Annotated in this window: 21 protein-coding genes and 3 pseudogenes; 12 read left to right on the forward strand and 12 right to left on the reverse strand. The window is 68.4% G+C overall.

What is annotated here, in order from left to right; genetic code table 11:
* A complete protein-coding gene (locus tag NA8_RS07935; RefSeq protein ID WP_063049723.1) occupies positions 1-1,638 on the reverse strand; it encodes a class I adenylate-forming enzyme family protein in 1,638 nt (545 codons plus the stop codon).
* Complete coding sequence (locus tag NA8_RS07940) at positions 1,635-3,434, reverse strand: CoA transferase (protein ID WP_063049724.1); 1,800 nt, start codon at positions 3,432-3,434, stop codon at positions 1,635-1,637. The genes NA8_RS07935 and NA8_RS07940 overlap by 4 nt, the downstream gene beginning before the upstream one ends.
* Positions 3,435-3,557: 123 nt before the next feature.
* Here NA8_RS07940 and NA8_RS07945 point away from each other — a divergent pair, with 123 nt between their 5' ends.
* A complete protein-coding gene (locus tag NA8_RS07945) occupies positions 3,558-4,733 on the forward strand; it encodes an acyl-CoA dehydrogenase family protein (RefSeq protein ID WP_063049725.1) in 1,176 nt (391 codons plus the stop codon).
* A gap of 7 nt (positions 4,734-4,740) precedes the next feature.
* On the opposite strand, the gene NA8_RS07950 is transcribed toward NA8_RS07945, so the two are convergent.
* Both NA8_RS07950 and NA8_RS07955 read right to left on the reverse strand, forming a co-directional pair.
* The gene (locus tag NA8_RS07950; RefSeq protein WP_218019421.1) at positions 4,741-5,793 is read right to left on the reverse strand and encodes a hypothetical protein; all 1,053 of its coding nucleotides are present in this window, start codon (positions 5,791-5,793) and stop codon (positions 4,741-4,743) included.
* Between the two features lie 106 nt (positions 5,794-5,899).
* On the reverse strand, positions 5,900-7,126 hold the full coding sequence (locus NA8_RS07955; RefSeq protein ID WP_218019422.1) for an MFS transporter: 1,227 nt from the start codon (positions 7,124-7,126) through the stop codon (positions 5,900-5,902).
* 242 nt (positions 7,127-7,368) lie between these two features.
* Here NA8_RS07955 and NA8_RS07960 point away from each other — a divergent pair, with 242 nt between their 5' ends.
* Complete coding sequence (locus NA8_RS07960) at positions 7,369-9,321, forward strand: cytochrome c oxidase assembly protein (RefSeq protein ID WP_063049726.1); 1,953 nt, start codon at positions 7,369-7,371, stop codon at positions 9,319-9,321.
* An 18-nt stretch (positions 9,322-9,339) separates the two neighbouring features.
* Here NA8_RS07960 and NA8_RS07965 read toward each other — a convergent pair whose 3' ends face one another.
* Together NA8_RS07965 and NA8_RS07970 are read right to left on the reverse strand one after the other, a co-directional pair.
* Positions 9,340-11,598, reverse strand: coding sequence for a heavy metal translocating P-type ATPase (locus NA8_RS07965; RefSeq protein WP_063049727.1), 2,259 nt, complete (start codon positions 11,596-11,598; stop codon positions 9,340-9,342).
* Between the two features lie 13 nt (positions 11,599-11,611).
* The gene (locus NA8_RS07970) at positions 11,612-12,370 is read right to left on the reverse strand and encodes a zf-HC2 domain-containing protein (RefSeq protein WP_063049728.1); all 759 of its coding nucleotides are present in this window, start codon (positions 12,368-12,370) and stop codon (positions 11,612-11,614) included.
* A 237-nt stretch (positions 12,371-12,607) separates the two neighbouring features.
* On the opposite strand from NA8_RS07970, the gene NA8_RS07975 reads away from it, so the two are divergent.
* The gene (locus tag NA8_RS07975; RefSeq protein ID WP_063049729.1) at positions 12,608-13,156 is read left to right on the forward strand and encodes a hypothetical protein; all 549 of its coding nucleotides are present in this window, start codon (positions 12,608-12,610) and stop codon (positions 13,154-13,156) included.
* A 141-nt stretch (positions 13,157-13,297) separates the two neighbouring features.
* On the opposite strand, the gene NA8_RS35685 is transcribed toward NA8_RS07975, so the two are convergent.
* Both NA8_RS35685 and NA8_RS07980 read right to left on the reverse strand, forming a co-directional pair.
* Positions 13,298-13,726, reverse strand: coding sequence for a pyridoxal-dependent decarboxylase (locus NA8_RS35685; protein WP_369690248.1), 429 nt, complete (start codon positions 13,724-13,726; stop codon positions 13,298-13,300).
* A gap of 13 nt (positions 13,727-13,739) precedes the next feature.
* Positions 13,740-14,768, reverse strand: a pseudogene (locus NA8_RS07980) (aminotransferase class V-fold PLP-dependent enzyme); the annotation flags it as partial.
* A 641-nt stretch (positions 14,769-15,409) separates the two neighbouring features.
* Between NA8_RS07980 and NA8_RS07985 the strand changes: the two are divergent.
* From NA8_RS07985 to NA8_RS08005, 6 genes and pseudogenes are all read left to right on the forward strand, one after another.
* The gene (locus tag NA8_RS07985; RefSeq protein ID WP_063049730.1) at positions 15,410-15,880 is read left to right on the forward strand and encodes a DIP1984 family protein; all 471 of its coding nucleotides are present in this window, start codon (positions 15,410-15,412) and stop codon (positions 15,878-15,880) included.
* 444 nt (positions 15,881-16,324) lie between these two features.
* Positions 16,325-16,537 (forward strand): annotated as a pseudogene (locus NA8_RS34895) (enoyl-CoA hydratase/isomerase family protein); the annotation flags it as partial.
* A gap of 182 nt (positions 16,538-16,719) precedes the next feature.
* A complete protein-coding gene (locus NA8_RS07990) occupies positions 16,720-18,570 on the forward strand; it encodes an SCO2524 family protein (RefSeq protein ID WP_063049731.1) in 1,851 nt (616 codons plus the stop codon).
* An 8-nt stretch (positions 18,571-18,578) separates the two neighbouring features.
* Entirely contained in the window at positions 18,579-19,493 is a 915-nt protein-coding gene (locus tag NA8_RS07995; RefSeq protein ID WP_063049732.1) for an SCO2523 family variant P-loop protein, read from the forward strand.
* The gene (locus tag NA8_RS08000; protein ID WP_063049733.1) at positions 19,494-20,504 is read left to right on the forward strand and encodes an SCO2522 family protein; all 1,011 of its coding nucleotides are present in this window, start codon (positions 19,494-19,496) and stop codon (positions 20,502-20,504) included.
* A gap of 1 nt (position 20,505) precedes the next feature.
* Positions 20,506-21,477, forward strand: coding sequence for an SCO2521 family protein (locus NA8_RS08005; protein WP_063049734.1), 972 nt, complete (start codon positions 20,506-20,508; stop codon positions 21,475-21,477).
* A gap of 12 nt (positions 21,478-21,489) precedes the next feature.
* Here the strand turns inward: NA8_RS08005 and NA8_RS08010 are convergent, their stop codons facing one another.
* The 4 genes and pseudogenes from NA8_RS08010 to NA8_RS08020 all read right to left on the reverse strand — a co-directional run bounded on the left by NA8_RS08010 (position 21,490) and on the right by NA8_RS08020 (position 23,767).
* Complete coding sequence (locus NA8_RS08010) at positions 21,490-22,311, reverse strand: hypothetical protein (protein ID WP_063049735.1); 822 nt, start codon at positions 22,309-22,311, stop codon at positions 21,490-21,492.
* Between the two features lies 1 nt (position 22,312).
* Complete coding sequence (locus NA8_RS08015) at positions 22,313-22,789, reverse strand: GNAT family N-acetyltransferase (RefSeq protein WP_063049736.1); 477 nt, start codon at positions 22,787-22,789, stop codon at positions 22,313-22,315.
* A gap of 130 nt (positions 22,790-22,919) precedes the next feature.
* Positions 22,920-23,015 (reverse strand): annotated as a pseudogene (locus tag NA8_RS33540) (3-hydroxyacyl-CoA dehydrogenase); the annotation flags it as partial.
* A 98-nt stretch (positions 23,016-23,113) separates the two neighbouring features.
* On the reverse strand, positions 23,114-23,767 hold the full coding sequence (locus NA8_RS08020; protein ID WP_063049737.1) for a TetR/AcrR family transcriptional regulator: 654 nt from the start codon (positions 23,765-23,767) through the stop codon (positions 23,114-23,116).
* A gap of 333 nt (positions 23,768-24,100) precedes the next feature.
* Here NA8_RS08020 and NA8_RS08025 point away from each other — a divergent pair, with 333 nt between their 5' ends.
* The 3 genes from NA8_RS08025 to NA8_RS08035 all read left to right on the forward strand — a co-directional run bounded on the left by NA8_RS08025 (position 24,101) and on the right by NA8_RS08035 (position 26,944).
* Positions 24,101-24,523 (forward strand): hypothetical protein, encoded by a 423-nt coding sequence (locus tag NA8_RS08025; RefSeq protein WP_063049738.1) that lies wholly within the window; start codon positions 24,101-24,103, stop codon positions 24,521-24,523.
* Between the two features lie 441 nt (positions 24,524-24,964).
* Positions 24,965-25,453 carry an RDD family protein gene (locus NA8_RS32520; protein WP_169810470.1) on the forward strand — a complete coding sequence of 163 codons (489 nt, stop codon included), beginning with the start codon at positions 24,965-24,967 and terminating at the stop codon, positions 25,451-25,453.
* Positions 25,454-25,666: 213 nt separating this feature from the next.
* The gene (locus tag NA8_RS08035) at positions 25,667-26,944 is read left to right on the forward strand and encodes an MFS transporter (protein ID WP_084466607.1); all 1,278 of its coding nucleotides are present in this window, start codon (positions 25,667-25,669) and stop codon (positions 26,942-26,944) included.
* The last annotated feature ends 42 nt before the right edge of the window (positions 26,945-26,986 follow it).

Consider the following 26,986-nt stretch of genomic DNA (forward strand, 5'->3'; position numbering starts at 1 on the left):
TCAGTGCCCGATCGCCGTGAACTGCGTTTGCAGCGCCGCCCGGTCGGGTTTTCCTGCCGGTGTCAACGGCAGGGCCTCGAGCAGCAGGAGCGATTCCGGGTGTTTGCCGCGCTCCATGCCACTGGCTGCCAGGTGAGCACACAGCCCTGCCAGGTCGGGCGCGCTGCCCGGCCGTGGAACGACGCAGGCGGCGAGGCGTTCACCGAGCACGTCGTGCGGGACACCGAGGCACGCCACGTCGCGGACGTCGGGATGGGTCGCCAGTACGCGCTCGACCTCGGCGGGGCTGATGTTCGCGCCGCCGCGTATGACGATTTCCTTGAGCCGTCCGACCACGTGCAAGCGCCCCTCGAGGTCGAGTACGCCCAGGTCGCCGGTGCGAACCCATCCATCGCTGGTGCGGTAGCGCGCGTCCAACCGCGGGTCCGAGACGTAACACAGGGGCGTCATCGGACCCCTGGCGACTATCTCTCCGGTTTCCCCTGGCGCCGCGGTCTGACCGGTGTCGACTCGGTCGATGCGGATCTGAGCGACGCGCGGGTCTGGCCGCCCGACGAGAACTCCGGAAGCCGCTCTGTGGGCGTCTACTTCATCGAGCTCGGTGTGGCAATTGACGCCGTCGGCCGAACCGTAGAGGTTCACCACCGCGCATCCGAATGCTCGCTGCGCCTCCTGCGCTGTGGTGGCGTCGAGTTGCGAACCGCCCAGGACCAGCGCCGTCAGTGAGGACGTGTCGGTCTGCGCCGCGCCGTGCTCGAGCATCATCCGGATCATGGTTGGGACGCCGAGCACGTGGGTGGGACGGTGACGTTCGATGTACGCGAGCGCCTCTACCGGCGAGAAGTGGTCGAGAAGGATCAGCGAGCCACCATGGCGGGCCAGTGTGACGGCCGTGCCGTTGCTGCCGAACGCCGTTGCGAGCGGTACGAGGAACAAGCTGCGCGGCGGTCGGCCGTCGCTCAACAACGAGGCCATGAAGTTGCCACGCCCGCCGGCGAGCGCGTTGTGGGAGTAGGCGACCATTTTCGGCTCCGACTCCGACCCGGAGGACACCAGGATGCGAGCAGCCGAGTCCGGATCGGGGCGGGTCGGGACGAAGTCGTGATCGTCGTACTCGAACAGCTCAGCGGACGGCACACAACGACCGGCCGCCGGGCCGGTGCCGACGGCGACGACGAAGCGGAGCGCGGGCAACCGGTCGAGCAGTTGCGCAAGTTCCGCGGCATGGGCGTTTCCGCGGAACTGCGCGGCGGCCAGGACACCCACCGCTTCCGCGCGCCGCAGCAGTGACTCGGCCTCGCGCATGCCGCGCCCCGCGGGAAAGGGCAGGGCGACAGCGCCCAGTGCGGCCAACGCCAGGTCGGTGATCACAGCGGCACGGCAGTTGGGCAGCTGAACGCCGACGACATCGCCCGAACGAACGCCTCGGGCAGCCAGACCGGCGGCCAGCTTCCGCGCCAGAGTATCCAATTGCGCGTAGTTCAACTCGCCCTGGTGGTCCGACAACGCCGTCCGGTGCGGGTCCTGACAGCGGCGTGCCCGGAACAGCGAATACAGGTCCAGATCGGGGTAACTGCCGTCGGCAGCCCAGGATCGGCGCAGTGCCCGAGGAACCAGATCATTCAGGACGACGCTCATCGGAACCTCCACGGCGTCGAGACCGCGACCGCGCCGTGTTCGTCGCGCGTCATGGCCCCGGTGAAGCGCGGATCGTCGGGCAAGGTGGTGAGATCGGTGGTCACCGGAGTGGCGAGGACGCCGTGATCGCGAAGCATCGCGCAGGCGTCGTCGGTGGACAGCGCACGCACCCGCGCGGTATACCCGGCTGCTGCCGTGGCATGTTCATCGGTGGGTGCGAGTAATCCATCGGCGGTCGGTAGTGGTCGACGGAATCCCGCGGGGCGTCGTGGTGGACGACCGTGGCGGGCGCGGTCGAGTGCCGGCGCGGTGAGCACCTGCGCTGCGGCGAGGAGCGAGGATTCGACGCGGACGCCTCGGCCGGTGCGCTCACGGGCGAGCAGTCCGGCCAGTATCGCTTCGGTGCCCAGCATGCCGCCGAGCACGTCGAGCAGCGTCATCAGTGAGGGTGTCGGAGGTTCGTCGGCCGGGCGGACCGCTTCCCCGACAGCGGTGCGGGCCTGCACCATGAAGTCGGTGCCCATGGGCGCACCGACGATCCGGCCTGCCCACCCGCTGGTGTAGGCATAGATCAGGCCGGGATTGGCCGCCGACAACGTATCGGCGTCGAGTCCGAGTTGCTCGGCCTTGCCCGGCGCCCAATTGTGCAAGAACACATCGGCGTCTGCGGCGAGTTCGCACAGTCGATCTCGGTCGGCAGCGGACTTGATGTCGATTTCGACCGCGTCCTTGCCCCGGTTGAGCGCCAGCCAGCGTGCGGAGATGTCCGAAGTGGTGGGTGGCATGCCGCGTAGTGGATCACCCCCGGGCGGTTCGATTCGTACGACGTTCGCGCCGAGCAGTCCCAACAGATGCGCGGCCAGCGGAGCCTGCACCCGACGCCCTGCCTCCAACACGGTGAAGCCTGCCAGCGGGCGCTCGGCGCTACATCGGCTGCGTGCCCGCGCTGCCGCCGGCATCGCCGGGTTCGGGGCCAGTTCCCACGGTCGCGTCGATTCCGCGCCACCGTGGAGTTCCCCGGCGCGTTCGGCGAGAGTATGCAACCGGCAGACATCCACTCCGGATTCGTCCGCAGCTGCCTGCACGTGCGCCCATGTGCGGTTCAGTGTCGTCCGATGCAACTCCTCGGGGATCGGAGCGCACGCGGTGGCGTATCGGAACTGGAAGGGTCGCCAACCTTTTCGTGCCGCGGCGATCGGTGCTCGCATGGCCTGCCAGAAGTCCGCCCATACCGCGACGTCCAGCGCTTCTAGTTCGAATCGGATGCCGTCGGAGGTGGTGAACGGTGGCCCACCGGGTGCCAGGGGGCTGGCTTCGTCGTCGTCGGCGCATGCCGCGGCGAGGTACTGCGAGATGGTCAGCAGCGCAACGTGATCGAGCGAGACACCCGCAGCGGTGACCGATGCGCCCCTCGCGCGGCCGATGAGCCCGGCCAGCAAGCCCTGAACGGCGAGCACGCCTGCGGCGGTGGAAACGTAGTCCACGGCCAGGCCACGCGGAACACCGTCGCGGCGTCCGTGCACGAGCATCAGCCCGGCCGCGGCCTGGGCGGTCGCCTCATCGCATACCTCGCTGGTGGTGCTGCTCCAGGACAGGTGGGTCTCGATCGTCGCGCCGTCGGGATCGGTCAGGGTCAGCGCGTCGTGGTCGTCCGGGGAAGCTTCAGCGCCCAGCGACCGCAGGTGCCACGTGGCCACCGAGTTCGGTCCCGGCGGACCGCCGGTCCGAACCCGCGCCCCCTGGAGAGGTTTCGCCGTCATTTTGTTGTCGGAGGTCCGGGTAGCGCCGAGTGTCATGGCTCTCCTTTTCGAACAGAGTGACCGCCGCGGGAACTCGGTGGCGATCGCCCCCGACCACTCCCGCGGACAACAGCAGTCGCAGCGCGGGGACATCGAGTTCCCGGCAGACCAGGAGAAGCCATGGACTCGTTCGCATCTCACACCGGTATCTCCGACGCGGCCGTCGACGGCACGTCACTACGCGAGCGCGTCGAGTTCTTTGTGACAGACCGTGTAATGCCGCAGGAGCCCCGTCTCGACGCGGGCGGCGCCGTCGCTGCGGCAGCGCGTTCGGAGTTGACCGAGGCCGCCCGGGCGGCGGGACTGTGGGCCTTGCCGCTGCCCACGGAGCTGGGCGGCCAGGGGCTCCCATTCGCCGAGTACGTGTGCTTGGCCGAGGCAGAAGGCGCCAGTGATCACGGGCCGTCGGTGCTGGGCTCGGCGTCGCTGCTGGATGTGCGGATGTTGCAGCGTCATGGCGGTGCCCGTGTTCGAGAGACCTACCTCGAGCGCTTGGTTTCGGGCGAGCTGCGTGCCGCGTATGCGATGACCGAACCCGACACACCGGGCACCGATCCGACCCTGACGGCGACACGAGCGACGACGGCTCCCGACGGATCCTGGATCGTGTCCGGCCGCAAATGGTTCGTCAGCGGAGCCGGGGACGCCGACGTGATCACTGTGCTGGCTCGCACCGAGGGGCGGGCAGCCGACCGCGAGGGGCTCTCACTGCTGCTCGTGCCCACCGATGCACCGGGCTTCCGGCTCGTGCGTGAGCTGCCGATTCTGGGCGTGGGTGGGCAGTGGGAGATCGCCATGGACGAGGTCAGGTTGCCGAAAGACCATCTCATCGGCGAGCGGGGCCGCGCGTTGCCGATCGCTGGGCAGCGACTGCAGCTCGGCCGGACGTTGCGCTGCCTGCGCTGGCTCGGACAGGCGCAGCGCGCCTATGACCTGATGTGCGCGCGAGCACGGACGCGCAGGCAGTCGTCGGGAACGTTGGCCGAACGGCAGTTGGTGCAGCAGCATGTTTTCGAGTCGCTGCTGGCCATCCGGAGCACCCGGCCTCTGGTGCACAAGGCGGCCGCACTCCTGGACGCGGGCCATGACGCCCGCGTGGAATCCGGCTTGGCCAAGGTGGCCGCGGCGCGGACGCTCCAGCAAGTGGTCGATTCCGCGGTCCAGGTGCACGGCGCTGCCGGATTGGGGCCGGACACCGCGCTGCCGGGGCTGCTGCGGATGGGGCGGACGGCGCGGTTGCTGGATGGTCCGGACGAGTGGCACATCGCCTCCGTGGCCGGATCGGTACTGCGCTGACGTCGCTTCAGATGTCGAATGCGCCGACCGATCCGGTATGGATGGCCAAGGCCAGTGCGAAGAAGAAATCGCCCCAGATCAACTCGTGGCTGGTGGCCAGTCCGCGCTCGAAGTCGTAGCATCCGCCGCACAACCTGCCCAGCGGTCCCGGCGCGCCTGGGCCGCTCAGATGTTCCGTCGCGAGCCGTCGGATGATCTCGGTGGCTCTGTTTCGCAAAGCCGGGACATGCGGCGCGAGCGGCTGGGCCGCCGCGAGTTTGAGCAGCGCTACCGCTTCGATCGCGGCGGCCGAGGTGTCCGGTGGCGCGTCGGGGTGATCTTCCGCGGCAGGCACCAGCGGTCGATCGATGTCCACCAGTACCTTCGCGTCGACGATGAACTCCGAGGACAGATGCCAGCAGGCATCGGCCAGGGCGAGCAGAAGCCAAGCCCGGCCTCGGCTCCACCCTGGTCGCGGTTGCGCACCGGGGACCCATTCGCCGTTCGACCATGTCCATGCCGGGGTGGCGACCGGTTTCGCATGCCAGCGGCTCGAGTGGGTGCGCAGATGCCGTCGTGCGATGTCGCCGCTGCGGGGGCTCGGGTCTGTGGCCAGCAGCGGCACAACGCCCGGAACTCCGTCCACGCGAGCGACGAGACGCGGGCCACCGAAGGCCGAACCCCATGGCAGCATCCCGAGGTCGTGGTCGAAGTCGGCACGGATGTGCCGTGCGGCAGCCTCGCGAAGTATCAGGGCGTCAGGGTCTCCACCTGGCCCGGTGGCCAGAGCGGTTCCGTACCAGAGGATCAACCCACGGGTTGAAGTGTCCGCGGTCACCCAATCGGCGAGCCGTGCCGTCGTTTCCGCGGCGACGCTCCGGTCTGCGGGCTCGCCGCTGCTCAACGCGCGCAGCCACAGCAGGCCCGCCCAGAAGCCGCCGGTCCAGGAACCGCGGGAAGTCGTCGTCCATACTCCCGACGTGCTGTCGGCGTACAGCGGAAACCGAGCGCCGACAGCGTCATATGTGCTCGATACACGGTGCAACACGGCTTCGAGAGCCGCTCGCGCCCAATCCGTCACGAAACCGCACTCCATCGCCATTCTCGCGAATGCACACGTCGGTAGGACTCCGTCTGCGGTCGCGATACTTTTGCGTCATCCAGGCCGCAGATGCGATGCCATGCCGTCATACCCGCGCCCCAACGCTGAAAGCTCGGGCGCGCACCGCCCACAGCGCCGCGATCGTCGCCGCGACACCGAATTCCGTTGCGACGATCAGCCAGCTGCCGCTGTATCCGATCGAGGGCACAACGATGCCGAAAACTAATGGCCCGCTGGCGAATCCAGCGAAGAATCCCGCTGATACCAGTGCCGAATCCTGTCCCGCGCGTCCGGGAGCCGAGCGCTGGATTACCAGCACCATGGACACGGCGTTGCCCGCCATGCCGAAAATGCCTACTGCGATCACCGCGACCCACACCACCCCGGTCACCAGCGCCGAGGCAGCCAGCAGCAGCGCCGCGATTCCCGACCCGAACGCCAAGCCCGCAGGCAGCACCACAGCAACACGCGGATTCCCCGCGACGCGAGCCCAGCCGATGCGGCCCGCGATGCCGGCTACGCCGAGCACGGCCACCAGTGTTCCCGCCGCTGCCGCACCGAGTCCGAGCCGTCGTTCGCCGAACAGCGCCAGATAGGTGTTGATCGACGCCATCGCGGCCCCGAGGAACAATGAGTACCCCGCCAGCCAGCGCACAACGCTGTCGGTACCTTGCCGCTGCTGGCCGTCACCGGAGCCTGGATTCGACCCGGCCTCTTGACGTCGCGGCGGGTCCGCGGGCAGAGTGCGCCACACCCAGAGCGCGACCAGCAGCGCCACGCCCACAGCTGCCCACACCGCCGCACGCCAGCCTGCCGAGGCCGCCAGCGCGGTCAGCGGCAACCCGGCCGCGACCGCGCCGAGTTGCACACCGGACTGCTTGGCGCCGGTTACCCCTGCCCGGTCGGCCGGTGAGATCGTCGCCAGAATCGCTTTGTTCGTCGCGGGGTTGGCCAATGCCTGCGGGACACCGCCGAGCGCCACCGCCGCCAGGAGCACCGCATAGCCGGTCGCGGCGGCGATCGACCCCAGAGCGACTGCGACAGCCAGCAGAAGCGCAAGGAGGCATCGTCGGGGGCCGAGCAAGTCCACCGCGCGGCCCGCCAGCGGCGACAGTAGAGCCGCCGTCCCGAAGCCCATGGTGGTCGTCGAGCCCAATGCCGTGGTGGACATGCCGAGATCCGGCACGATTCGCGGGCCCAGCGCACCGATGACGAACAACTGCAGCATGGAAAAGGCCATGGTTGCCGTCAGCACGCCGGTCACCGAGACGGTTGTCGGCCGGTCCCGTCCGATCGTGGGGTGTTTCTGCACTGCTGTCCTCCCGGCCACGCCGCACGCAAGCGGCCCTGAGCTCAGGTAGTCGTGGGGCAGGCGCGGGCAGTTCCGCCGGTATGGGAGTTCTCGACTGCCTGATTCCCTGGGCCGAGGGAACTACTGTTCGAGCACTGTCGCCGGTACGCAAGCTCCGGGAACTTTCGGTGCGCCCGCCCCGACCAATACGCGCGAGCTGTTTCCGCTGTTCGGTTGGAAGGTCGGGTGGATCCACGGTGGAGATGAATCGCTGGGATGTCCGTTGTATTCGGTTCATCGCCGTCGTGGTGTCGCTGTCGCTGGTCGTCGGCGCGGTCGTGGCGATGGGTGAGGCACCCTATCGAGCGGCGGGCACGGCCTATCCCGGGCTCGCGTCCGCGCTGTGCTACGCGTTGCTGCGGACGGTGACCGCGCTGGCAGGCGCGGTTACGCTGGGCGCCCTGGTTTACGCGGTGTGCTGCACGCGGGTCTCCGCGCAAGGGAAGATCCTGGTGGACGGCTATGCGGGCGTGCTGCTGGCCGAGCGCGCAGGCTGGATATGGTCGGTCTCGGCCCTGGTGTTGATACCGGTGACGGCGGCGAATGTGGGCGGGCTGAGCGTTTCGGGTCTGGTGCGCACGGGCGCGCTGGGTGCCCTGATCGAGGCGAGCGAGAAACCCAAGGCGTGGATCGCCGTCGCGGTGTCGGCCGCGGTGGTGAGTCTCGGGGCGCGGCTGACGTTGTCCTGGACCGGCGCCGCCGTGCTGACGATGCCCGCGGCCGCGGCCGTGCTGCCGCAGGCGCTGGTCGGTAACGCGGGGGAAGGGCCCGGCCACGACTACAGCACGGGCGCGATGATCATCTTCCAGATCGCGGTGTCGGTTGTGCCAGGGTTGTTCTGGTGCGTGGCCGAGCAACTGCGGCGCGGTGGTTCGGACACGGCGGTCGCGGTCCGGCGCGCAACGGTCATCGGTGTGCTGTGCCTGGTGAGCACGGTGCTCAGCGGGCTGGTGCTCGTAGTCGTGCTGTTGCCATGGTCGTGTGTGGTGAATACCGGGTACGGCAGGCTGGCGCTGTTAGTGGCCGCAGGGCTGGTCGCGACCGGGCGGATGCTGTGGTGTGTCTACCGCACACGCGTGCCGAATAGCGGGACGGTTTCCGTATTTATCTGGGGCGCAGCGTTTTCCGCCGTCGCGCTCAGTGGATTGGTGGCGATGGCCGTGCAACCGGCGCCCGCCTTCGCCGACCGGTCCTTCACGGCCCAGGAGGTGTTCCTCGGATTCGAGCTGACGGATCGGCCGACCCTGTGGCGGCTGCTGGCCCTGTGGCGTTTCGACTTCGTGCTCGGCACTGTCGCGCTGGTCGGGGTCATGGCATACATACTCGGTGTGCTGCGGCTCCGTCGCCGCGGCGACCGATGGTCGCGCTGGCGCACCCTGTCGTGGACGGGTGGCTGCCTGGCTCTACTGGTCGCGACGTCCTCGGGCGTCGGAACCTACGGTCTGGCGATGTTCAGCATGCACATGATCACCCATATGGCACTGAACATGTTCGTGCCGGTGCTTCTGGTACTCGGCGCACCGGTGACGTTGCTGCTGCGGGCTGTCCCGCCGGCCGCTCGGGGCGCGGTGCACGGGCCGCGCGAGTGGGTGCTGGCCCTGTTGCATGCCAGGCCGACCGCCGTGCTGGCCTATCCCGGCTCCGCGATCGCGTTGTTCGTTGTCTCGTTGTACGGGCTGTATTTCACTCCGCTGTTCGAGAGCCTGATCCGCTATCACTGGGGGCATGTGGTGATGAACGTGCACTTCCTGGTCGTCGGATACCTGTTCTACTGGGGCATCATCGGCATCGATCCGGGTCCGCGCAGGCTGCCGCATATCGGGCGGCTGGGGATGCTGTTCGCGGTGATGCCCTTTCACGCGTTCTTCGGAATAGCGATGATGTCGATGAACGCCGTTGTCGGCCAACGCCTCTACAGCAATCTCCAGCTGCCGTGGACGATCGATCTGCTGGCGGATCAGCGCGTCGGCGGTGGCATCGCGTGGGTTTCCGGTGAGGTCCCGATTCTGCTTGTGGTGGGTGCGCTGCTCACGCAGTGGGTGGCGCAGGATCGGCGCATCGCGGTGCGCTCCGATCGCAAGGACGACGAGTACGGCGATTCCGACCTCGCCGCTTACAACGCGATGCTCGAGCAGCTGGCCCGCACCCGTCGGTGACCTCGCACCGGCAAACGGTCAGCCACCCAGCCGTACCCGGCGTAGGCGCAGGCTGTTGGAGACCACGAAGAACGACGAGAACGCCATCGCCGCGCCCGCGATCAGAGGATTCAGCAGCCCGAGAGCAGCAACCGGAATCGCGAGGACGTTGTAGCCGAAGGCCCACAACAGATTTCCTTTGATGGTGCGCAAAGTCGCGTGCGCCAGCTCGATGGCATCGGTGGCCGCGGCGAGATCGTCGCGCACCAGGATGACGTCGGCGGCGGCGATCGCCACATCGGTGCCCGCGCCGATCGCCATGCCGAGGTCGGCGGTGGCCAATGCCGCGCCGTCATTGATGCCGTCGCCGATCATGACGACTCGATGTCCGTGCTCCTGCAGCCGCGCGATCAATTCGACCTTGCCTTCGGGCAGCAGCTCGGCGACGACTTCGTCGATGCCGATCTCATCGGCGACGGACTGCGCGACATACGGGTTGTCGCCGGTGAACATCAGCACCCGCAATCCGAGCCGATGCAATCGCGCTACCGCGGTGGTCGCGGTGTCTTTCACGGTGTCGGCCACGGCGACGAGCGCGACGGCCGAGCCGTTCACCGCGACCAGCACAACGGTGCGTCCGGCCCGCTCCTGACGGTGGACTTCCCGCACCAGGGTCTGCGGCACGTCGATGCGTTGCTGGTGGAGGAGCCGGAGCCTTCCCACGGACACCCGGGCGCCTTCGACGGTTCCGCGCGCGCCCAATCCCGGTAGTGCCTCGAATGATTCGACCGGAGGCAAAGTGTCGTGCAACTGTAGTGCGCGCCGCGTGATCGCCGCCGCGACCGCGTGCTCGGAGGCGGTTTCCACCGACCCGGCCAGGCGCAGTACCTCGGTATCGGTGTACCTGCCCTCGACGGTCACGGCGACGACACTCATCGCCGCGTGGGTGACCGTGCCGGTCTTGTCCAGTACCACGGTGTCGACATCGCGAGTGGCCTCCAGCGCTCGGTGGCCCTTGATGAACACGCCCAGCTGCGCACCGCGTCCCGATGCCACCAGCAGTGCGGTCGGTATGGCCAGGCCCAGCGCACACGGACAGGCGACGACCAGCACCGCCAGCGCCGCGGAGGCCGCGCGGTCACCTCCGTTCCCGCATATCCACCAGGCTCCGAAGGTCGCGGCCGCGACCAGGAACACGATGGGCACGAACACCGAGGACACGCGGTCGGCCACGCGCTGCATTCGCGCCTTGCCCGTCTGCGCCTGCTCGACGAGCCTGATCATGCCGGAGAGTTTGGTGTCCGCGCCTACTGTGGCGGCCTCGACGATGAGCCGTCCGGTCAGTGCGGTGGTGCCACCGATCACCGCCATGCCGGTCGTGATGTCGACCGGAAGTGATTCCCCGGTCATCGCCGAGGCATCGACGCTGGATTCGCCTGATATCACCAGTCCGTCGGTGGCGATCGTCTCGCCGGGGCGTACCACGAATCGCTGCCCCTCCACGAGCTCGGCGATCGGGATGCGCATCTCGCGGTCGTCGCGAGTGAGCACCGTGACCTCGCGGGCGCCGAGTGCGGCCAGCGCCCGCAACGCGCTGCCCGCCGAGCGCTTCGCCTTCGCTTCGAAGTATCGCCCCGTCAGCACGAACGCGGTTACACCCGCCGCGACTTCGAGATAGATGGCGTCACTGGCCCAGATCGCGGCCCAAACTCCCTCCGGCGCCGGTCCGGTTCTGGATGGATGCAGATACATCGTGTCCAGCGACCACAGCGTGGCGGTGAGTACGCCCACCGAGACGAGGGTGTCCATGCTGGTGGCGCACACTTTCGCTCCCGCGAGCGCGCGGCGGTGGAACGGCGCGGCGGACCACAGCACTACCGGCAGCGCCAGCGCGGTGAGAATGAACTGCCAGCCGGTAATTCTGGTGGACGGCAGGGTCGCGAACATCACCGAGAGGTCGGCCAGCGGGAAGAACGCCAGCAGCGCGACGGCCAAGCGTCGCAGTAGGTTCCTGACCTCGGCGTCCTCCGGGGCCGCACTGATCGCCTCGGCGTAGTCGATGATGGGCGACGCGCCGTAGCCCGCGGCGTCGACTTCTGCGCACAGCTGTTCGGGGCTGACGCCGTCGGGCGCGTCGATCGTCGCGACGCCAGTCGCGTAGTTCACCGACGCGGTGACGCCGTCGACTTTGTTGAGCCTGCGCTCTATCCGGTTCGCGCATGCGGCGCAGCTCATTCCGGTGACCGCCAGGGAGATCCGAGTGGGCACATCGCTTGCCGGGCCGAGCTCGATGATCATGCGAGTCCCTTCGCTACGCAGCGGGATCTCGGGTCGAGCGGAGATGGCCTGTGCGCCTGCCCAGCCGGGCGCCTGCGGGCACGACGAGTTCGCTTGGCGCGCGGTCGCCGACCGGGGGAGATGAATCAGGCCGCCGGGCTTGGTGGACGATAGTGACCAACGCGAGCGCAACGACCAATCCGCTGTGCGGGGCGACGCGTGACACCGACACCACCCCGGAATGCAGGTCGGCGACGACGAAGGCGCTGAGCGTGGCCACGAGTGCCGCGAGCACGGGCAGCATGCCCGCCGTGGCCGAGGGGCGGATGGCGCTGTAGAGCAGTCCTACCCCGATCGCCGAGTTCCAGGCCGTGCTTTCGTTGAGCAAGTGGCGAGTCATCTCCGCGCCATGATGGCTCATCCCGAAGTCCAGGCCGGCCAGCTGAGCCGCCGCCAATCCGACCTGGAGGACGCCGAGCACTCCGAGCAGCACCCGTATCACGCCGATGCGGGAACTCGGCACGGCGCCGAGCGACAGCGAGGGGACCGATCGGCCCGGACGTTGCATTTCGGCGGCGGCGAAGATCGCATCGGTGAGGTCGGGCGGGTGGGATCGACTGCTGCGCATCAGCTTCGAGACTTCCATGGCCGCGACATACCAGCAACAGCACTCCTGGCATCGCGCCAGGTGCTCGTCCACCCGCGCCGAGGGGACGGTTTCGCGTTCGCCGTCGATCCGGGCCGACAGTGCGGTCCGGCAAACTTCGCACTCCACGTCCAGATTGTCGTCCATGCCGACACCGAAGTTCCCTGAGGACGACGACTGCCGCATCGCACGGCTGGGAAGGCTCCATCGCCGGCCGGTCGTGTGCAACCTAGCGGCGAGTCCCGCCCGGCCGGGGCCGATTGCGTGCGCCCGGTGCACGGGCGTCAACGCAACGCCGCAGGGCGTGGGGAACCGGGTCCGCGGTCGGTAGCGGGTTAATGTCTGCAGCGGACATCAGGCAAGCAGGAACGACCAAGGAGACGCATGTTCACTCGATATCGTCTGGCCGGAGCCGTTGTTCTCGCAAGCGCGTCGCTCGGGGTGATTTCGTCCACCGCCCCGGGCATCGCTGCGCCGCCCGATGGCGAAACCAGGGCGCCTCTGGTCACCTGCACCGAAGACGGCACCGTCAACTGGGCCGGATCGGGGTTGGGCGCGATGCCCTCGAAGGTCGAGTGGACGGCTACCGCCGACTTCACCGACTGTACCGGGGCCGCCGTCGACGAGGGTGAGCCGTACCCGGTGAGCATGGCCGAGCGGGGCTTCGAAGTCGCCTCGTGCGACGGGAAAGTCAGCATCCACCAGGGCACCGGAATCATCACCTGGTCCGATGGCAGCACCAGCACGATCAGCAGCGCAGCCGCGGGCAATCAGAGCAAATCCAAGGGCTCGGGCCCGGCCTCGTTCCCGATCGTGATCGAATCGGGCACCTACGCGGGACATACGGCATCCGATGACAACACCGTGACCACCGAACAATCCTGCCCCGGCGTCACCGAAGCGAATCTCATCGGTGCATTCACCGTCTACTGAGTTCCCGAGGTAGGTGCGAACGCCGCAGAAGGGTGCTGCAGCGGCGTTCGCCACGCGGTGTCCAGCGCGCCCGTACCGGAGTGCCGTGTTAGCGCTGGACAGTTGACCTCGAACCGACCGGCACATGGTCCGCCGGCCGTACTACACGGTCTCGGGCAACGCCGCACCGACCTGATCACCGCGGCCGGGTCGGTGCCGGGCGATGTCCGCGCGTTCGTTGAGCAGCGCCCACGCGGCGGCGACATGCTCCCGCCGGGTGGCAGTACCGCCGACCGCCAGCCGGAGTGCGAATGCACCACGAACCTTGGTGTGTAACAGAAACACTCGCCCGGTCGCGTTGACCGCATCGAGCAGTTCCCGATTCGCGGCATCGTCGCCGCGCAACCGAAAACAGATCAGCGACAGTGGATGCGGCGCCAGCACTTCGAAGCGGTCGTCCGCTTCGACCCAGGAGGCGAACTGCTGGGCCAATGCCACACTGTGCCGAATATGCTCGCGCAAACCGGCCGCGCCGTACCAGCGGATCACCGCCCACAGCTTCAACGCCCGGAACCTGCGTCCCAGCGGCACCTGCCCAATCCCGGTAGTCCACCACCGCGCCCGATTCGCTCGCGGCGTTGCGCAGGTATTCCGGCAGCACCGACAGCGCGCCGGTCAGTGCGCCGCGATCGGCGACGTAGCAGGCATCGAAGTCCAAGGCGGTGAGCAACCATTTGTGCGGATTGGTCGCATACGAATCGGCGAACTCGGCCACGCCGGCATGGATCCACCGCAGCTCCGGACAGATCGCCGCGACGCCCGCGTACGCCGCGTCCACGTGCAGCCAGGCGCCGTATTCGCGACAGACCGGGCCGATGAGGGCCACCGGATCTATCGCACCGGTGGACGTCGTGCCCACCGTCGCCATCACCAGCACGGGGGTGAAACCGAGGGCCACGTCGTGTTCCATTGCGGCGCGAAGCGCCTCCGGGTCCATCGCCAGGTCGTCGCCGGTCTCGACGAAGCGCACCGCCGAGGAGCCCAGACCGGCGACGCGCGCTGCCTTCTCGAAGCCGCAGTTGGCCTCGGCGGAGGTGTAGACGACGTAGCGGCCGCGGCCGATACCGTTACGCGCCACCTGCCCACCGGAGGCCCGGTACAGCGCCGCGAGCATCGTGACCAGCATCGCGCTGGTGGCGGCGTCCTGAACGACCCCGCCACCGGTGCCGGCGAAGGTGAAGCGTTCGGGCAGGCCGATCAGCCCGGCAAGCCAGTCGAGGACATGCTGTTCCAACTCGGTACAGGCCGGGCTGGTCTGCCAGAGCATCCCCTGCACCCCCAATCCGGAGGCCAGCAGATCGCCCAGCGCCGCCGGGCCCGAGGCACCCGTCGGGTAGTAGGCGAAGAAACCGGGATGCTGCCAATGCGTCAGGCCGGGCACGATGATGCGATCCATATCGTCGAGCAGGTCGGGAAACGGCTCGCCCTGCTCCGGTGGCGATGACGGCAGTCGCGCACGCACCGCACCGGGCGCCACCGTCGACGACACCGGCAGAGACTCCACCCGCTCCCAGTAGTCGGCCACCCAATCCACCACCGCGCGACCGTGTTCCCGAAATTCCGCCGCCGTCATATGCCGAGGCGGCGGCGCATCGTCCACGGGCTGCGCGCCCGGAGCCCAGGACGCGCTCACGTCCTTGTTGGGTGGAGTTCTGGGAGGGTGGTCGCCACAGTCACAGGCTAGAGGTCGCTGCACCGATGACTGTCGATTCGGCCGCAAGGCGTGTCGCTCGGACGATTCGACCGACGAGGACACCCGGTGACGACGAGGAGTTCCGGCCTCTCGCCACCGAGCAACCCCTGCTGGGCCCCTACCCGTGCGATCCTGGCCTGGAAGGGCAGGGTATACCCCCGGATTCACGCTGGTCCCCGGGCGCGCCACCACCGGCGCACCCGCGGGGGCTCCCGCGAACCCCGCACCGCCCCTCGATCGGCATCGCCCGATACGACCCCCGGACCGGTAACTACCTCGGTCCGGACGGCCGTCTCTACCAGCAGAGCGACCTGGCGTTTCCGCCCGGCCGGGGCTGCTGGACGGACATGCTGCCGCATTGACCGCCGCGGTCTCGGCGATCGGCTCGGCGACAGAGCAGTGCACCTGGCGGCAGTGAGCGCGGATTCGAAGAGCCCAGGGCGGTGACTAATTCGCGTGACTCGTGCCGCCCAATGACACATACTCGACCCGCACGAGTCGATATCGGGGAGGTAAGGGACTTGAAGCTGGCGGAGGCGTTGACGTTGCGCGCGGATGCGGCGCGGCGGATCGAGCAGTTGCGCGCTCGCGTTGTGAGCAATGCGCGATTCCAGGAGGGGGAGGAGCCCGCCGAGAACGCGGCGGCACTGCTCATCGAGGCACAGGAGGTGCTCGGCGAGTACGAGACGCTGATCCGGCGCATCAATCGCACCAACGCCGCGGCGCGGATCGGAACCGACGGCACCTTGACCGACGCACTGGCCCGCCGGGACGCGTTGCGCCTGCGGCACTCCCTGGTCACGGCCGCCGCCGACGCGGCGGCGGGCAAGGGGCAGCCGGGGTACGCGCGCCAGCTGCGGTCGGAGCTGAAGATGTTGTCGGCGTTGCCGGTGGCCGAACTGCGCGGGCAGGCCGACGACCTCGCCAGGGAGCTGCGTGAACTCGACGTGCGCATCCAGCGCTCCAACTGGGAGGTCGAGCTGCTGGATTGACCTGAGGTAGTGGAGCAGGTAGTCGTCGCGGAGGCGTGCGCGAACCCGGGGCCGGACGGGATATTCCGGCCACTTTCCGGCGCACGATGGGCAGTGCGAGGGGTTCGACTCCCCTTCTCACACCGCAGCCCAGCACCGCGCACAGGAGACAGTGCACAGCACACAGCACACCACCATGTGCAGATCCGTGACGACGAGGGCGGGCAAGGGGCACTCCACTACTCGTCATTCCCGCAGTCCCCGCACGGCAGGGGAGGCAGGCCGCAGGCCGGGGGCGGACGTTGTCGTCGACGGTGATCACGAACTTGGTGTGGGCGCCCGACTCGACGACCACGTCCAAGGTCATGCCGTTCGGATTCGCCCACGGTAACGCGTTACGGCGCAACATGTTCCGCTTGCGCAGCCGATCGGGTCGATGCCGATCTGCCGGGCGGCGCGGTACTGCTCGCCGATCCGCGCAGCGAAGCGCTGGCCTGTGCGAAACGCATCCTCGAACTGCCCCGCCAAGCGGTCGAGAGCACCAAGCGGATGCTGAACTTGCACCTGGAGCGTGGGGTGCTGGCAACCCTGGACTACGCGACCATCGCGGAGGATCTGTCCTTCCAGACCGCGGACTTCCGGGCGGTGATCACCGCGCTCACCGCGGGGCGGGAGTGACGCCGGATCGCCGGCCGCGATCGCTCGCACCGAGTGAACGCGAAGGACATGCCCCGCAGGATATCTCGTAGCAACCCGTGCCCCCGCAAACTGTGCTTGGCCAAGTGAACCTCCGCGGGGCACACTCTATGTAACGACGTCCGGCGCGGCCGGTCGAACTCGGGGGCGAGGTCCGACAGCATATGAGGATTCGGCCGAGGCAGCAGTTGCTCGAGCTGTGGCGAGCGGTGCTCGCCTGTTCCTATCCGGACGGAACGTGGATCTGGGGCGGACGGGACGGCGCCAATTCCATCAGCGACGCCGAACAGCTGCTCTGTCTGTTGTATCCCGCGACCGAGATCGAAGCCTTCGCGCTGGACCAACCGAACGACATGAGTCCCGACGTCAGGTCCGCGCTGGCCCCGTTCGGCGAGGAGACCCGCATCGGCGGGGCTCTGGTCGCCCTGGTGGAGGACTACCTGCGCCGCTACACCGGACCCGATGGCGAGCCGGTCTTCGCCAGCGGCTCCTATTTGCGCTCCGGCGACGGCAGCACGCTCACCGCCGCGCAATCGGCGGTGGAGGTGGTCGACTCCTACTCGATGTCGCTGAGTCTGTGCATCGCGGCGCTGCGGTTCCTGCGCGGATTCCTGCGCTTCGTCAGCGGCGAGGTCCGGCTGGAGGCCCGGCAATTGCGCGAACGGATCCCCGCGGTGATCGAGCTGGTCAGCAAGCGGCTCACCGCCGCGATGGCGGGCCTGGTCCGCAGTTTCGTCATCCACACACCGGAGCCGAACACCGAGTTCGGGCAGTCGATCATCTACATGCTCAACCAGACGCGCACGCCGCCCGACGAGATCATCGAACGGCTGTCGACCCAGCTGGAACGCCTGCGGGTGCAGGCGGCCAACGAGGTCAGGCTCAGCCAGACCACCGAGGTCGATATCGCCGACGACGGGCGGCTGTTCGAATGCGGCTGGAGCTGGGGCATCGTGCGCAGCGCCGAACCCATCGACCTCGTGCCAGGCCGGGTCAGCAGCGCGACCGGGCACGCCGAACCCCGTCCGTATCTGTATTTCACCGCTGTCGCTCTCGACGGCATCATCGACCTGTCCTCGCAGCGCATCCGGGAACTCGATCTGCTGACCGACGAACAGCGCACTCTCGCCGACGCGCTGCAACTGCGCTTCGAGCTGACCCGCAACTACTGGTCGAAGGTCGCTCGCTTCGGCAACGGCCGCTGGCCGCTGGAGGACATCCCGTGGCGCACCGCCGACGGCGAGGAATCGGAGTACTTCAGTCTCGTGGTCACCGCCGTGCTGATCCAGGACCTGGTCTACCGGGAGAGTACCGAGGATCTGAGCCGCACGGTGGCGGTGCTCGACCAACTGGCCCGCCGCGGACGCATCACCAGTCGGTTCACCGTGGGCGATCCCGCCGCGCCGCTGCACTATCCGGGTGTGCGACTGAACCTGGCGGGCAGCGAGGAGGCCGCGGAGGGAACCCAGTTGGTCTGGTACGTGCCGGATTTCGCGACCATGCTGCTCAAACGCTGCCTGCAGGCCGCGCGCCTGCGCACCGACGTGGATACCCGCGACCGGCTGATGGCGCTGGCCGAAGCCGCGATGGATCATCTCGATCAGCGAGTGCTGCGCGACGGCTCGGTGATCGGCCTGTGGGACGACATCGGCCGGGTGGTCGGCGCGGCGGACACGCGGCTGGAAGGGCCGTCCTGGTTCGTCACGGAGCGGATGATGGAGTGCCTGGTCATCGCGTACAGCACCTTCGAGCAACCCCCGCTGGCTCCCCAGGCGATGGTCGCACGCGCGGTGGATCTGCTCAGCGAGGCCGAGCATCTGCTCAATCAGGAGGAACTGGAGGTCGAAGGCCAGGACTTCTCGCCGAAACAGGCCGCTGTCAACCGGATCCGGCAATCGCTCGACCGAGCCCGCGGTGTGCTGCGCGAGCGTCCCGGCACCGCGTACAGCCTCGCCACCCAGGCGTTGGTCCAGCTCGACGAACTGGCGTACGCCCGCCGGGACGCGACACGGTAGGGGCCGGCATGCTGGTGTTCTCCACCTCCGACAAGGGCGGCACCGGACGCTCGGTGACCAGCTGCAACATCGCCTACCGGCTGTGTCTTTCCGGCCTCGACGTCGCCTATGCCGACTTCGACCTCGGCTCACCCACCGCAGGCGCGCTGTTCGAGATCGGTGCGGCCGAACGCGGTGTACCGCGCGGCGGCGTGCATTCCTACCTGCTCGGCGAGAGCGGCACCGTGGCGCGCATCGACGTGGGCGCGGCGACCGATCGGCCGGACCTGCGCCGGATCGGTCCCAACTCCGGCCGGCTGGTGCTGCTGCCCGGCGACGAGGGCGGCGCCGAGTTCCTCACCGGCGACGACGCCGTGGTGGAGCGCTGCGCGGAACTGCTGGTGGCGCTGGATCAGGAGTTCCGCGTCGTGATCGTGGATCTCAGCGCGGGCCGGTCGGCCGCCCTGCAGATCGCTCTGCAGGCCACCGCGTTGCCGCAACTGCGCAGGCGCACCGCCCGCTGGTTGATCTTCCACCGCTGGACTCGCCAGCACATCGTGGCCGCCGCCGGTCTGGTGTACGGCCCGCACGGTCTGCTGAAGGCGGGCGCCGAATGCGGCCACGACCCGGAGGAGTTGCTCGGCTCGGTGCGTTATGTGCGCACCGCCGTACCCGACGCCAACTGGGACGGGGTCGCGCAGCGCCCGGCGCAGGCGGCGTGGCTGCAGGAGCAGGACACCGCGTTGCGAAGGCTGGCCACCGCCAAACGGCTTGGCACGACCGCGAAGCTCGGCGACACTCCGATGGAACCGGTGTTGCAGCGGCGCGAACAGCTCATCCTCGACGCGGACGTGAACGCCCAGATCGCCAACGCCGAGACCGCGCTGGCCTATGCCGAACTGGCTCGCCGACTGGTCGACATCGCCACGTGGGAGAGGCTGTAGATGCGGGATACACAGGGTTACAGCGAGGCGACCGAGCAGCCTCGGATCGCTTCGGTTCCGTTGTCGCACTTATCTATCGAGGTCGGGCACTTCTACCTCAACGAGATCACCTCCGACCTCGAGCGGGTCACCGCGGAGTTCCGCCGCATCGTCCCCCTGGTGTCGGCTTTCATCGAGTCGGCCAAGGTGCAGTTCGGCCCGAACGCCCGTGTGAGCACCTGCTATCTGATCGACGACTACTTCCACCCCGACACCGATCCCTCCGCCATCCTCACCAAGCTGCTGGACGCCGCGGAGGAGTCCGGCTTGGTCATCGACTACCTGGCGCGCGAGTCCGGCTGCTGGCGGGCCTCGAAGTTCGTCGACGGTGTGGCGTTCGGTGAGCCGATTCCCGTGGCGGAGATGGTGGCCGCGCGCATCGTCGCAGAACCCGCGCCGCCGAGTACCGGCCGCAGGCCGCCGACCGCGGAATCGGGCTGGCTGTGCAACGGACGCCGCTCCTCGGAGGACGAACACAATCAAGCCATGCGCCGGCGTACCTATCGGCCACCGGAGGAGTTCGGCCGCCGGGAGCATTCGATCTTCCTCGACGTGGAGTTGTGGAGCAGGCACGTCGTCGACGGGGTGACGGTCACTCGTTGGTCGTGCCCGTTCCTGGCCGCCGTCTGGCATCTGCTGCGGCTCGGCATGCTGCGCTATCACGGTGCAGCCGTGGCGGATCCGCAACCGTGGCACCGCGAGGATCTCGCGCCGCGCCGCTGGTCCGACCTGCCGCCGGTGGTGCAGCTCAACCCGTCCGCCGCGCCGTTCGCCGCCTACAAGACGCTGTCGATGCTACCCAAGCGGTACATCGGCATCGAGCACGCCGTGCGGCTGGTGCTCGACCACCTCGATCTGGACGACGACGTGGTCGAGCAGACCATCACCCGCGGCGCAGGCGAGGTGCCGTCGGTGCCGGTGCCGCGCAAGGTCAGCGATCGGCTCTCCCACCTGCTGCTCGACGGAGCTTGACATGGCCGCGACCACGCCTCTGGTCGTCCTCGGTGAAGTGCGCACCTGCCTGCTGCCGTCGTCGACCGCGTTGAGCGGCGCGGAGGCCTGCGATCTGCTGGCGCTCATGCCGGGCTGCACGGTGCGCTGGCGGGAGCGGCCGGGCACGCTGGCGGTCTCGCCGACCACCGCGGTGGGCGTCGACTGTGATCTGGCCTTGGGCGAGCAGACCGCGCACATCGTCGGAACCGTGGCCACCAGCGCGGTCCTGTCCGGCGGACGTGTGCTGCAATCCACCGCGTGCACCCGTGTGGTGCGCGCGGCGAGCCGGCGCAGACAGACCTGGTCGCACTACCTCAGTCAGAAGGGGATGACCGAGGTCATCAGCCGCATCCCCGAAAGAGCCACCGCCGGTGAAGCTCTGGCCGAGGGCTTTCTCACCGGTCGGGCCGACGTCGACACACTGGATCTGGCCTCGATCAGCGAACGCCTGCTGACTCGGCTGCGCGCCGACCCCAGGCTGGACCAGACGCCGCCGGTGCGGGCGGGAACCACCCGGCTGCGCTGGACTGCCCGGATCGGGGGCAGCGCGGGCCCCGCCGCCGCCCTGCACCTGGACGACGCCACCCTCCGCACGGTCCGGTTGATCGTGCGCGACGAGGCGGACTTGGATGCTGCGCAACGGTTCTGTGAGGATCTGGCCGCGCACGACTGGCTGCTGACCGCCGTCACCGCCGCGCTGGCGGAGGCCCAGCGCTTCCCCTCGCGCAGCCGGGAACGAACCGACATCCTGGCCCCGGTGCTCGAGGATCTCGCCGGGCTGTGGATGCCGGGAGCCCACACCCCGGCGTCGATGCGCGCGCTATGGCGCGAGCTGCAGGTCGATCCCGGATTGTCCCGACAGTGGAACGCGCTCGTCGCCCAGCTGCAGAACCGGATCGCCGTCGCGACATTGAACGCATTGCGGCACAAGGAACTCGACACCGAATGGTAGCGTCCGCTGCGGCTACATCCGGAACCATTTGCGCACCAGCAGCGCGAAGAACACCGACATCGACACCGTGCCCGCCCACGCTTCGACGGCGAACAGCGGCCGGGCGGCCGGGCGCAGATTCTCCGTGTCACCGGGGCCGAGTGGATTGATGAATCCGGTCACGCACGTGTAGATGGTGGCAGCCGGTGAGGAATTGCCGCTCAGCAGCAAAGCGGCGACGGTGAACAGCACCAGCTGCCCGGCTACCCAGCCGAGCAGCCAGAACGGCCGGTAACCGTAGCCGCACAGGACATAGGACAGTTGCCCCGGCCAGCGCCGTGGGCCCGGCGGCAGCGCGAGGGTGCGGGCCCGGGCCAATCGCAGACCGCAGCGGTCCTGAGCCTCGTCGTCCTCGTTCATCCGGTACAGCGCGGCCCCTCTCCGGTAGGCCAGCGCCGCATGAGCGGGCAATCCGGCCGCCGAGAGTTGTGCGCCCAGCCGTTCGTACTCCTCGGCCAGCATGGTGTTCTGCCGGCTGCTCAGCCGCAACGGACCACGGAATTCGACCTCGGCGGCCAGCAGCGCCGCCGGGATCGCGCTCGGCACCCGCCAGTCCGCCTCGTCGGGCGCCGGTTGCCGCGCCGCCGCGTACAGGTGCCGGAATACCAGCGAGTCGGAATGCCGCCGCGCACTGGGCGGGTCGTAGTCGGCGAGGATCGCCTCGGCATGCGCGGTGAACTGCTCCAGCTCGGCTTGTTCGGGGCGGTCGGCCCGATCGATCTCGGCGGTGTATTCGTCCGCGCGCCTTGTGATCCGGGTCGAGACGGATGCGACGAAGGGCGAAATCTCCCCCATGTCACGAGTCTAGCGGGCGGTCCTTCAGCCGGTACTCGAAAACGTCTCGCGGCTCGCCCGGCCCGAAGTACCGGTCGTCGTGCTCGACGAATTCGAATCCCGCGCGCTTGAACAGGTCGCCGGCCAGCCGGTTGTCCGGCCGCACGGTCAGGTACACCACCTCGGCGCCGATCTCCCGGCAGGTCTGCAAGGCGCGGGTCAGCAGGGCGCGGCCATATCCTTCGCCCTGGTATCTCTTGGCCACCGCGAAGGTGAACAGCAGTGCCCGGCCGGACTTCTCCAGCGTCAGCGCATAACCGATCACGGCGCCCTCCACCTCGGCGACCAGCCATTCCGATCCGTGCAGGTCGAACAGCTGGCGCAGCATCAGGTACAGGTACGGCTCGGCGAACACCTCGGCCTCGATGGCCGCGATGTCTTCGATATCGGCGAAGCGGGCCTGCCGGTATTCCGGCTGAGGCGCTTTGGCGATGTTCATCCGCTCCCTACTGCCAGGGCATTGGCCGTCCGCTTCCAGCTTAGAACGTCATTCACCGACGCGGGTCAGTGTAGAACCAGCGAGATCGTTCCCTGGCGCAGCGGGCCGTCACGTGTCGCATCGACGACGCCTCCAACTGGTCGGCGGCCTTGCCGTAGGCGGGCGTGTTCACGGTGCCCGGCGCGATGGTCACCACCCGGATGCCCACCGGCGACATGTCGCGGGCGGTGCCGCGGACAAGTCGAGGCGGGAGGCGAGATCACTCCCCAGCTCGGGGCGTGAGCCCGAGTGCAAGTACAATTCTTCTTCAGGATAATAGCGTTCTCAGCCGCGAGCGAAACCGTGCGCGCAGAAGTTCCATACTTCGGACGCGGTGATCGGATGCTGCGTCTCGTCGTCGGAGGCTCCCGCGGACTGCGCGGTGAACATGACGGTCTGCATCACCATGGCCGCGGTCCGGCGGGAGTCGACCTCCGGCCGCAGCTGCCCGGCGTCCTCGGCCAGATCCATCAGTTCGGTGAACAGGGCCAGCATCGGCGCGTGTGCGACCTTCACGTGATCGGGATGTGAAATCAGCAGCTGCGGTGCGAAATCGGTGAACAAGGGCCGCTGCGCCGAGGGGTGCGGTCTGCACAGCTCGAACAACAGCTCGACGGCCGCTTGGAGCTTGTCCAGCGGGTCGGTCCGGCCGTGCGCCGCGGCGCGCAGCTGCTCGGACGTGCGGCTCAGGGCGTCCTCGAACAGCGCGAGCAGCAGCTCATGTTTGCCGTCGAACTGCAGGTAGAAGCTGCGCAGGGATTGCCGGGAGCGGTCGACGACCTCCTGCACCGTGAAGTCCGTGCTGCCCTTCTCGGTGATGATCGCCTGGGCGGCGTCGAGGAACCGTTGCACGCGCTCCTCGGCGCGCAGCTTGGCGGTGCGGAGGGAGCGCTCGACGGCGCGCTGCTTCCAGGCCGGTTCCTCGCTCGGGTTGGTCACGCGCGCCTCGGTCCTCGGTCATGCGAAGAGAACATGAATGCACTGTACGGGAGAACGGGGTGTCATCGGGTTCGTGGGTCACCGTGTCCGACCTCCTGACGAGACTATCCTTTCCTGTAACGAGAACTCTATTTACGCGGGCACCAGCGAGGTCATGAAGATGATCGTGGCCGGAGACCTGGGCTTGTCCTGAGAATCGCTGTGCGACGTAACGGCTCCGGCGTGGCGACGGATAAGACGTGCAGCCGGGCTGGTGTTCTGGAAGTTCCGGTGACAAAGGGCAACCGCAGTACAACCGGGCATGTCGATCAGTGGAATTCAGAGGGGAAACTCATGCGCTCAGTCGCCAAATTGGCCACAACCGCCGCAGCCGCCGTAGTGGCCTGCGCGCCGGCATTCGTCTTCGCGGGGACCGCCTCGGCGGAGGCCGTCGATCTCCCGGTCCTCTACACCACCGCGACCGAAGCGGGGTTGTGCTACGGGACGATCCGCGGGAACGTGGACCAGGACTCCTCCTCGGGACTCCATCTCACCAGCGCCTTCGAGGGCATCGGCACCTGCGCGACCACCGCCTACATCTCCTGGCGCAACATCGACACCGGCGCCCGCGGCAACACCACCATCAAACTGGTCGGCTCGTGGTACAACTCGGCCACCATCCCCTCAGGCCCCGGCCACATCGAATTGTCCGTCACCACCAAGGAATTCTTCCACTCTCCCGATTCGGTCCAGGTGCAGTACGTCATCCCGGGATAGACTACGGGCAAGCGGCGCCGTCGCGATCGGTGCGGACATCGGCCGTAATGTGCATGTCCCTCGGCGCTTTCCGGGGGCGGCGTAAGAACCCCGCTCCGTGCTTTCGATGGTTGTGCGTTCGCGTTCATTCGCCGTTCGGGATCGGAAGGAGCAGGCGTGAGCTGGACTGCACCGTGTTGACGCCCCCGATGCCGACCGGGGCGTGACTGAACAGCAGCATCGGGCGGAAGTCCTTGCGTGTCGTCGCCGGCGCGGAGCCAGCCCGGGGTGACATCGATGGTCGTGCCGTCCGACGTCGGTGCTGATTCGGCCGGCGCTGAAACGTATTTCAGTACATCGTGAAATTTCAACCAGCTGGGACGGAGCCCGCACCGCCATCTCCGGGGGAGGCGGGCACCGCGCCGCTGGGGACAGTCACCGAGCTGGGCCACAATACGTCGCGTGAACGCAACACGCCCCGGTCCCAACCGAAGCCGACCACGTGGCCAGTCGCCTGCGCCGCGGGCCGCTGTTCCGGACGAAGCGGGGGAGAACCGCCTCGCCCTGGCCGCGACGACCGACGCCCTAGTAGCGCTGATCGTCGGATTGACGTTGTCGCAGCGTGTTTTTCCTGCCTCCGACGGTGTCGCGGGATTCCTGGGCGCGCTCGTTCCGTGCGTGCTCGCGGTGTCGTTCGCCAACCATGTACTCGGCACACTGCTGTTGCGCGGCAGTTTCGCGAAATTGGCGTTCGGAATGCGGGTAGTGCGATGGAAGGACGGCCGACGTCCGCGTTTATGGCAGACGGTCGCACGATGGTTGTTCGGGTTCGTGGTGATCGGGCTGCAGTACCTGCTCGAAGGCGCGAGCGTAGGCCAAGCCTGCGGGTTGCGCACGGTGCGCCGCCGCGACCAGCGACATCCGGCGGATGAATCAGCGGCAAACCGATGAGCGCCGCTGCGCCCCGCTCGGGCGGACCGCTCACGTAGTCACCGAACTCGTCGGACCTGCGTTCGAAGGCGGCCGGTCAGGCCGCTGGACGAGGGCGCTCGACGCCGGGCCGAGCCGGCGAGCTGCCCAGGTGTCGAGACGCGTCCGACGCTGGCCACTATCGCGTCCTTTTCCCGCCGGATTCCTGGTCTCGGTGCTCCTAGCGTCTGTGCCATGAAAACGGATTCGACTCCGGACGCACGGGGCACCGCGCTGCGGACCCCCGTCGTTTGGTTCATGGCGCTGGCAGCCGGACTCGGCACCGCGACTATCTATCCGCTGCAACCGGCCATCGCGGAAGTCGCAGGCTCGCTACACGCCTCACTCGCGGCGGTCGGCACGGCTCTGGCGTGTGGGTCGCTCGGCTATCTGGTGGGGCTGGCGCTACTGGTACCGCTGGTCGACCGGTTCTCGCCGCGGATGGTGCTGTCGGCCCAGTTCGGTACCCTGGCCATCGCTCTGGCGGCGGGCGCGGTGGTCGGTTCGGCCTGGCTGCTCGGCTTGGTTGTCGGCCTGATCGGGGCGGGATCATCGGTCGGTGCGCAATTGAGTTCGGTCGCCGGACGTCTCGCGCAACCACGACGGCGGGCCACTGTCCTGGGAGTCGTGACGGCGGGCATTTCGGCGGGGATCCTCGCGGGGCGGATCGTCGGAGGTTGGCTGACGGATTCGATCGGTTGGCGTGCAACGCTTCTCGCGTTCGCAGCGGCGTGCGCGGCTATCGCGGTCACCGCCCGGTTCGCGCTTCCCGCCGTAGCGGGGAATGCCACGGTGGGTTATCTGGCAACGGTGCGCGGACTTCCCGGACTGCTCGGCCGATATCCGGCCCTCCGCCTGGCGGCCGGTCGCGGCGCCCTTTGGTTCTTCGCCTTCTGCACGATCTGGGCCGGGCTCCCGGTCGCGCTGTCCCAGCCGCCGTTCTCGTACTCGCCCGAACGGATCGGCATGTACGCCTTCGCCGGCCTTCTCGGTGTCGCCGCCACGCGCATCTCGGGGGCGTGGACCGATCGCATCGGCGCGCGGCGAGTGATCGCGATCGGGCTCGTGCTCGCCATCGCCGCCTCGGCCGCTCTGGGCGCATTCCTGTCGAATACGGTCGTCACCCTCGTTTGCCTCGGCCTCTTCGACGCCGGACTGTTCGCGGCCCAAGTAGCCAACCAGAGCACGGTGCTCGCCATCGACCCGGCCGCCCCCGCTCGCTTCAACAGCGCCTACATGATCGTCTACTTCATCGGCGGCAGCTCCGGCGCCGCGTTCGGCGCCGCCGCCGTCGGCTGGTTCGGCTGGCCCGCCACCGCCGCACTCGCCGCCACGGCCATCGCTACCGCCACGGTGGTCACCCTGACCACTTCGCGCTCCGGACCCGATCTCCGGGCGCCTACGCGGTGGCGCGCCAGCGATCGTGCCCTCGAGTGCGGCGCGCGGGACGTGTCGGCGATGGACGGTAGGTAACCGTTTGGACGGTGTCGGCCGTCGTTGATGTTTCGGCGATAC

The sequence above is a fragment of the Nocardia arthritidis NBRC 100137 genome (assembly GCF_001612765.1).
GTDB lineage: Bacteria > Actinomycetota > Actinomycetes > Mycobacteriales > Mycobacteriaceae > Nocardia > Nocardia arthritidis.